This window comes from Streptomyces sp. NPDC098781, assembly GCF_044759995.1.
Classification (GTDB): domain Bacteria; phylum Actinomycetota; class Actinomycetes; order Streptomycetales; family Streptomycetaceae; genus Streptomyces.
In genome coordinates, this window is record NZ_JBIWAK010000014.1 from 112,118 (window position 1) to 118,291 (window position 6,174).

The following is a 6,174-nucleotide window of genomic DNA, read 5'->3' on the forward strand; positions in this document are numbered from 1 at the left end:
CCGGCGCTATGCGCCGGGTCCGTTCCGGTGAGTCGGGTGCTGTCGGGGCGGCCCGGGAAGCTCGCCCTCGACGAACTCCTTGGGTGTGCCCCACCGAAGACAGGGAGTGCCCTCCTCGTCGAGGGCTTCCGCCAGCAGGTCGCAGTAGCGGCGCAGGTCCTCGTGCCAGCCGACGAACGAGGCGAAGTCGCGCATGTGGACGGCCAGCCGGAGGGTGGCCGCGCGTGCCGTGCCCCGCGGGACGGTGGCGGCGCCGTCGCCGGTGTAGCCGGTGAGCAGGGCGTTTGCAGCGGCCGGGTAGTCGACCGGCGGGCCCTGTCCCGCGGAGCCGAGGCCGTGTGCGGCGGCGGCACGCAGTTCGTGCAACTCGCCGAGGATCCAGCCGAGATCGAGGGCCGGATCACCCCCGGTGACCTCCTCGCCGGTGAGCAGGGCGGCGGGGCCACCGGCGGGGGAGGGGACCAGCCAGCCGGTGCTCGGCGCCCCGTGCAGCAGGACCGCGCCTCCCGCGAGCGGTGCGTCCGCGGCCTCGGACCAGTCCGTCAGCCGCGTCCACAGCGAGGGGCCGAGGCGGGCGCGGGCCAGTGTGCGCAGCCGGCTCGCGCCGTCGGCGTCCTCCTCTCCGCAGAGCCACGCCGACAGCCGTCGCACACCGAAGTGCGGTGGCCGCTCCGGGAGGTCCCACGGTTCCTGGTGCAGCCGTCGCAGGGTCCTGCCCAGCCCCGACAGCGCGCCGACCGAGAGCCGGTAGGCGGTCTCGTCGCCGCAGGGCAGCAGCCGTGCCACCGAGAAGGCGCCCGGCACGCGGTAGACCACACCGGGTCGTGAGCCCGCTCGCGCCGTACCGTCCGGGTGTTTCGCTCCCTCCGGCCCCGCATGGGCGGCCCGTTCGCCCAGGGCGAGCCGGGTGCCGACCGCGGCCGTGTCGACCCTGCGCAGTGCCGCTGCCACCGTCGCCGGAGGCAGGCGCTGTGCCCTCGTGTGGGCCGGTCCGGGGGAGCGCAGCCAGCTGAATCCCGCCTCCCCGTGGTGGCGCACGGTGATCCGGAGATAGCGGGTGCCGTACTCGCGTACGGTGACGGGCGCCGTTTCCCGGGGGCGTACCCCCGCGGAGGGGAACGGCTCAGCCACCGTGCCGCCGCCCGACCGCCTCGATGATCTCCGTCAGGTCCCGCAACGCGGCTGCCTGCCCCTCGGTGAACAGCACTCCGGCGCAGTTGAGGATCACCTCGTCCACGCCGGCGTCCCGGAACTCGGCGAGCCGGGCGGCGACATGGTCCGCCGAGCCGAACAGATAGGTGCCGCTGTCTACCAGGGCGGCGGCACCGGCCACCGGGTCGGCCGGATCGGCGGGCACACCGGCACGGCGCAGCATGTCCGTGTAGTGGTCGGTGACGAGGTGTCCGGCGGCGGCCGTGTGGGCGAGCACGTACGGGTCTCGTCCCGCGCGCTCCACCGCGACGTGCACGACGGTCGCGACGCGGCAGCGGGTGTCCCGTTCCTTGGCCCCCTCCTCCAGGGCGGGCAGCAGGGTCTGGGCGACGTATCCGGGCGGGGTCATCCAGGTGATGGCGACATCGGCGACGCCGCCGGCGGTCCGCGCCATGTTGGGGCGCAGCACGCCCACGCCGACCTCCACCCGCGGATGCTCCATGGGGATCAGCCGGCCGCGCAGCGAGTGGTAGTCGCCCGAGTGGTCGACGACCTCTCCGTCGAGCAGGGCGCGGACCGTGCGCAGGTAGTCCGCGGCCATCGTGCGCGGGCTGGGATAGGGCTGTCCGTTGAGGCTGCGGACGAACGCCGTCGCGCCGACGCCGTAGCCGGCCACCACCGGCCTGCCGGTCAGCAGGGCCAGTGAGCGGGCTTGGACGGCGGCCTCGTAGGGATGACGCAGCGGCATCAGGGTCACGCTGGTGCCGACCGGGACGCGTATCCCGGCGCCGGCGAGGTGGGCGAACGCCTGGTGGGTCTCCACCTTGAGCGACTGCCCTGTCCACAGGCGGCGCGCGCCCGTGCCGCGCACCAGCTCGGCGTAGGGCCGCAGGGCGTCCGGGGTCTCCGGCATGTTCGGCACGAGCACGCTCGGGAGCACGCTGTCGGTGGTCACGGGCCGCACCTTCCTTGGGTCTGCTCTGACGTACGTCGGAGCTGTTGCTTTTTCTTGATGAACTGTTGTGTTACTGCTACATTCTTGTCCATGAGCCCAGTGAGCCATCGCGAGGGAATGCCGATCTACAACCAGCTGAGAGTGCTCCGCGCCGAGCGCGGCCTCAGCCGTGTCGCGCTGGCCAAGCTGGTGGAGGTGCACCCGCAGACCATCGGTGCCATCGAGCGGGGTGACTACTTCCCGAGTCTCGACCTGGCGTTCCGGCTCAGTGACGTCTTCGAGCTTCCGGTCGAGGCCATCTTCAGCCGCAAGCCCTTCGCTCCCCTGTCCGCCCAGCTGTACAACAAGGAGGAACGCTCGTGAGCCGGCAAGGTGCCAACGGGACGACCGATCTGGCCCGCAGTCCCATGCGACCCGTGGCGCTCGCGCTCTGCGCGCTGAGCGCGGCCATGGTGGTGCTGTCGCTCGTCTCGGACGGCAACGCGTTCTCCGACTCGTGGTGGCTCGTGGCCTTCGTCCTGTGGCTGCTGCTCTGGGGCGTACTGCGCTCGATGACCCGCGGTGTGGCCGAACGGCCCCGGGCGGGACTGGACGAACGTGAACGCGGGCTGCGCGACCACGTCTCCTTCATCGGATACCAGTGCGCGGTCGGCGCCGGCATGGTCGTGGTGCTCCTCATGGTCGTCTTCCAGAACAGCCCCGAGATGATCGAGCGGATGCCCGCGCTGCTGACGGGCCTCATGCTGACCGCGTCCGCCGTTCCCTCGGTCCTGCTGGGGCTGTCCGCCGCGGGCGTCGAGGACGACGAGGACGACACGGATGAGGACGAGTGATTCGACCGCCGCTGACCGGGCATCAGCACCTCGTGCGACAGGGCGGGTGCCCACCGATTGCGGCGGTGGGCACCCGCCCCTTTACCTCAGCGGGTCACGCGGTTCAGCAGGAGTGGTCGAAGGTGTTGTCGACCGAAACCGCCGAGACGGCGGACGCGGCGGAGATGCACGCGGCCGACGAGGTGGTGATCGTGGGGGTCGCGCCCGGCGCCTCCACGGCCGGCACGATCTCGTCGGCGGCGGCGTAGGCGGAGTAACCGCTGATGAGGGACTGGGTGTTCATGATGCCTCCCGTTGGAGTTCTCGGATTCGAATGACGACCGGATCGGCGATTTCGGTGAACCGCGTTCTCCGGCCGTGCCAGAACGATTCCTCGGACGGTGCCGTGATGGCAATGGATTGACCGTATGCGGACACTGTCCGCTATCGGTCAACGTCCGCTGTTGAGCCGGTAGTTGACTCGTCCTATGCTCGCCGGGATGAGCCGAGATCAGCTGCATCGCCTGGTATTGGACAATGGTCTGCGGGTGTTGCTGGCACCGAATCCCGTGGGCGCTTCGATCGGTGTCGCAGTGCACTACAACGTGGGTTTCCGGACCGAGCCCCAGGGGCGTACGGGCCTCGCGCATCTCTTCGAGCACCTTGTTTTCCAAGGTGGCCGGGATGCCGCGCCCGAGGGTTACCTGCCGCAGGTACAGCGCGCCGGCGGATTCGGCGACGCCCGGACCCGCCAGGACGTGACGGTCTACTACGCCGCCGCCCCCGCCTCCGCACTGGAAATGCTGCTCGCTCTCGAAGCGGACCGAATGCGCGCGCCCTGCATTTCCGAGCGAAACCTGCGCACACAGACCGCGGTGATCGACCAGGAGATCAGCCTCATGGTCCGCAATCGCCCGTACGGAACATTTCCCTGGGTGCTGCCCCGTGCCCTGCACCGGCGCGCGGAGAACGCCAGGGACGGGTACGGCGAAACCGCCGACCTCGCCTCCTTCGACATCGCCCTGTGCGAAAGGTTCTTCGCCGACCACTACGGTCCCGGAAATGCCGTGCTGACCCTCACCGGCGCCTTCGACCGGGGCACGGCGGAGCGTGTCGTACGCCGGCACTTCGAGTCCCTGCCCGCCCGCCCGACGGTGCGGACACCCGACCTGCACGAACCGGCGCCGGAACAGGAACGGCGGCTGACGGTCGCCGACTTGCACGCCGGTTCACCCGCCGTGGCGGTGGGCTACCGGATGCCGGACCCGGTCACCGAGCGCCCCGACTACCTCGCGCACCTCGTCCTGGCCGCACTGCTCAGACAGGGCGGGCATGCCCTGCTGCGCCCCGGGCCGACCGCCGCCGCGCAGGTGTCGAGCCTCTCAGTGGGCTGCGGGCTGTTCGGGCTGCCCTTGGACACGGTGGGGCCGGATCTGCTGACGCTGTTCGCCGTACACGGGCACGAACGGGGTGCCGAGCAGGTCCTGGAGGCACTGGACGGCGCGCTGGAAGCGCTGGCGCGGGACGAGGTCGCCGCCGGGACACTGCGTGCCACGACCGCCCGCTGGGCCGCCGGGGCGATGCGCGAGCTCGGTGACCCGGGCACCCGGGCGCAGCTGCTCGGTCTGCGCGAGACGCTCTTCGGCGAGGCGGAGCTGACCCACGCCTTGCCGGAGCTGATCCGGCACGGCGTGACCGGCGAGCAGGTGAGCCGGGCGGCCGGGCGGCTCAGATCCGCTCACCGGGCGGTCGTGGAGTTCGTGCCGGGAGCGGCCGTGCCGCGCGGTACGGCACGGGAGGTGGCGGCGTGACCGGCTTCGCGTACGGGCGGCTGCCGCTGCCTGATGCCGACATCACCCTCGACAACGGACTGCGTGTCGTGGTGTGTTCGGTTCCGGTCGTCCCTCTCGTCGAGATCCGGCTCACCGTCCCGTGCGCCGTCACGGCACCGGGCGAGGCGGCGCTCTGCCAACTGCTGGCCGCACTCCTGCTGGGCGGAACCGCGCACCGGGACGCCGACTCCTACGACACGGCGCTCGCCGCGCACGGCGCCACACTGGCCGCCGCCGCGGACTCCCGCAAACTCACCGTCACGGGGCACACCATGGCCGACGCCCTGCCCGCCGTACTCGCTCTGCTGACCGAGACCGTCCACGAGCCGCGGCTGACGGAGGACGCCGTCGTCCGCGAACGCGAACGGCTGGTACGCCGCATACAGCTGGCCACCCATCAGCCTGCCGCCCTCGCCCAGCACGCTCTGCTGCGGCGGAGGTACGGCGAGCAGAGGGCCGCCCGTGTGCAGCCGACCCCCGAACTGGCCGCCGCCTGCACACCGGACGCCGTGGCACGACTGCACGCTCGGCGGCTCGGTGCCAGGGGCGCGGTGCTCGTGCTGGTCGGGGACCTACGGCCGGACGACGCCGTCGCGACGGTCACCGAGATGTTCGGGGCCTGGGCGCCGGGGCCCGGGGACGACGTACCCGAGGTACCGCCTTGGTTCCCCGGCGGGCCGCCGCGCTGGGTGTCCCGGCCCGGGGCCGTGCAGAGCGTGATCCGGCTGGCCGCCCCCGCCCTGCCCCGCACCGACCCGGGCTACCCGGCCCTGCATCTGGCCCAGTTGGCCTTCGGTGGGTCCTTCGCCTCCCGGCTGGTCGCCCGCCTGCGCGAGGACAAGGGGTACGCCTACCAGCTCGGTTCGGGCGTGGAGTCGGTGCCGGGGGCCTCGACGCTGATGGTCGAGGCGGACACCGCCGCCGAGCACACCGTCGCCGCTCTTGCGGTGATCAGGGAGGAGCTGGAGCGCATGGCCGCCGATCCGCCCTCTGCGGCGGAGGTCGACGCGGCCCGGAGCTACGCGGTCGGTTCCACCGCTACGGCGCTGTCGGCACCGGGCGCACTGGCGTCCGCCCTGGCGAATCTGCTGCATGTCGGGGTGGGCTCCGACTGGCTGCACAACTGGGGGCCGCTGCTGGAGGGCGTGGCCCACGCCGAGGTCGGCGAGGCGGCCCACCGGTTCTTCCGGCCCGACGACTTCACCGGGGTGATCGTCGCCGACGAGGCCGCGGTGGCACCGCTGCGCGGCGGCACCGACGGCGAACTGGACTTCTGACGGCTTGAGGGGGCGGGGGGGGGGGGGGGGGGGGGGGGCCGCGGCGCCCCCCCCCCCCCCGGGGGGGGGGCGCCCCCCCCCCCCCCCGCGGGGGGGGGGGGGGGGGGGGGCGGGGCGCGGGGGGGGGGGGGGGGCGGGGCGCGCGG

The 6,174-nt window shown here is 72.7% G+C and carries 7 protein-coding genes; 4 read left to right on the plus strand and 3 right to left on the minus strand.

The window, feature by feature from the left end; genetic code table 11:
* Positions 1–6: 6 nt before the first annotated feature.
* Both ACIQWG_RS38880 and ACIQWG_RS38885 read right to left on the minus strand, forming a co-directional pair.
* The gene (locus ACIQWG_RS38880; RefSeq protein ID WP_404105256.1) at positions 7–1,131 is read right to left on the minus strand and encodes a hypothetical protein; all 1,125 of its coding nucleotides are present in this window, start codon (positions 1,129–1,131) and stop codon (positions 7–9) included.
* Positions 1,124–2,107 (minus strand): LLM class flavin-dependent oxidoreductase, encoded by a 984-nt coding sequence (locus ACIQWG_RS38885; protein ID WP_404105258.1) that lies wholly within the window; start codon positions 2,105–2,107, stop codon positions 1,124–1,126. The genes ACIQWG_RS38880 and ACIQWG_RS38885 overlap by 8 nt, the downstream gene beginning before the upstream one ends.
* 90 nt (positions 2,108–2,197) lie before the next feature.
* Here ACIQWG_RS38885 and ACIQWG_RS38890 point away from each other — a divergent pair, with 90 nt between their 5' ends.
* Entirely contained in the window at positions 2,198–2,470 is a 273-nt protein-coding gene (locus ACIQWG_RS38890; protein ID WP_274816482.1) for a helix-turn-helix transcriptional regulator, read from the plus strand.
* Positions 2,467–2,940, plus strand: a complete 474-nt coding sequence (locus tag ACIQWG_RS38895) for a hypothetical protein (RefSeq protein WP_404105262.1) — start codon at positions 2,467–2,469, stop codon at positions 2,938–2,940. Before ACIQWG_RS38890 ends, ACIQWG_RS38895 begins: the two co-directional genes overlap by 4 nt.
* Before the next feature lie 103 nt (positions 2,941–3,043).
* On the opposite strand, the gene ACIQWG_RS38900 is transcribed toward ACIQWG_RS38895, so the two are convergent.
* Positions 3,044–3,223: an LxmA leader domain family RiPP gene (locus ACIQWG_RS38900; protein ID WP_404105264.1), complete on the minus strand. Its 180-nt coding sequence runs from the start codon at positions 3,221–3,223 to the stop codon at positions 3,044–3,046.
* Between the two features lie 196 nt (positions 3,224–3,419).
* On the opposite strand from ACIQWG_RS38900, the gene ACIQWG_RS38905 reads away from it, so the two are divergent.
* Together ACIQWG_RS38905 and ACIQWG_RS38910 are read left to right on the plus strand one after the other, a co-directional pair.
* Positions 3,420–4,730 carry a M16 family metallopeptidase gene (locus ACIQWG_RS38905; protein ID WP_404105267.1) on the plus strand — a complete coding sequence of 437 codons (1,311 nt, stop codon included), beginning with the start codon at positions 3,420–3,422 and terminating at the stop codon, positions 4,728–4,730.
* Entirely contained in the window at positions 4,727–6,028 is a 1,302-nt protein-coding gene (locus ACIQWG_RS38910; protein WP_404105269.1) for a M16 family metallopeptidase, read from the plus strand. Before ACIQWG_RS38905 ends, ACIQWG_RS38910 begins: the two co-directional genes overlap by 4 nt.
* Positions 6,029–6,174 lie beyond the last annotated feature (146 nt).

Excerpts from the sequence above, each read along its gene's own strand:
- ACIQWG_RS38890 (WP_274816482.1), top strand. The coding sequence starts at position 2,198 with ATGAGCCCAGTGAGCCATCGCGAGGGAATGCCGATCTACAACCAGCTG.
- ACIQWG_RS38900 (WP_404105264.1), bottom strand. The coding sequence starts at position 3,223 with ATGAACACCCAGTCCCTCATCAGCGGTTACTCCGCCTACGCCGCCGCC.
- ACIQWG_RS38905 (WP_404105267.1), top strand. The coding sequence starts at position 3,420 with ATGAGCCGAGATCAGCTGCATCGCCTGGTATTGGACAATGGTCTGCGG.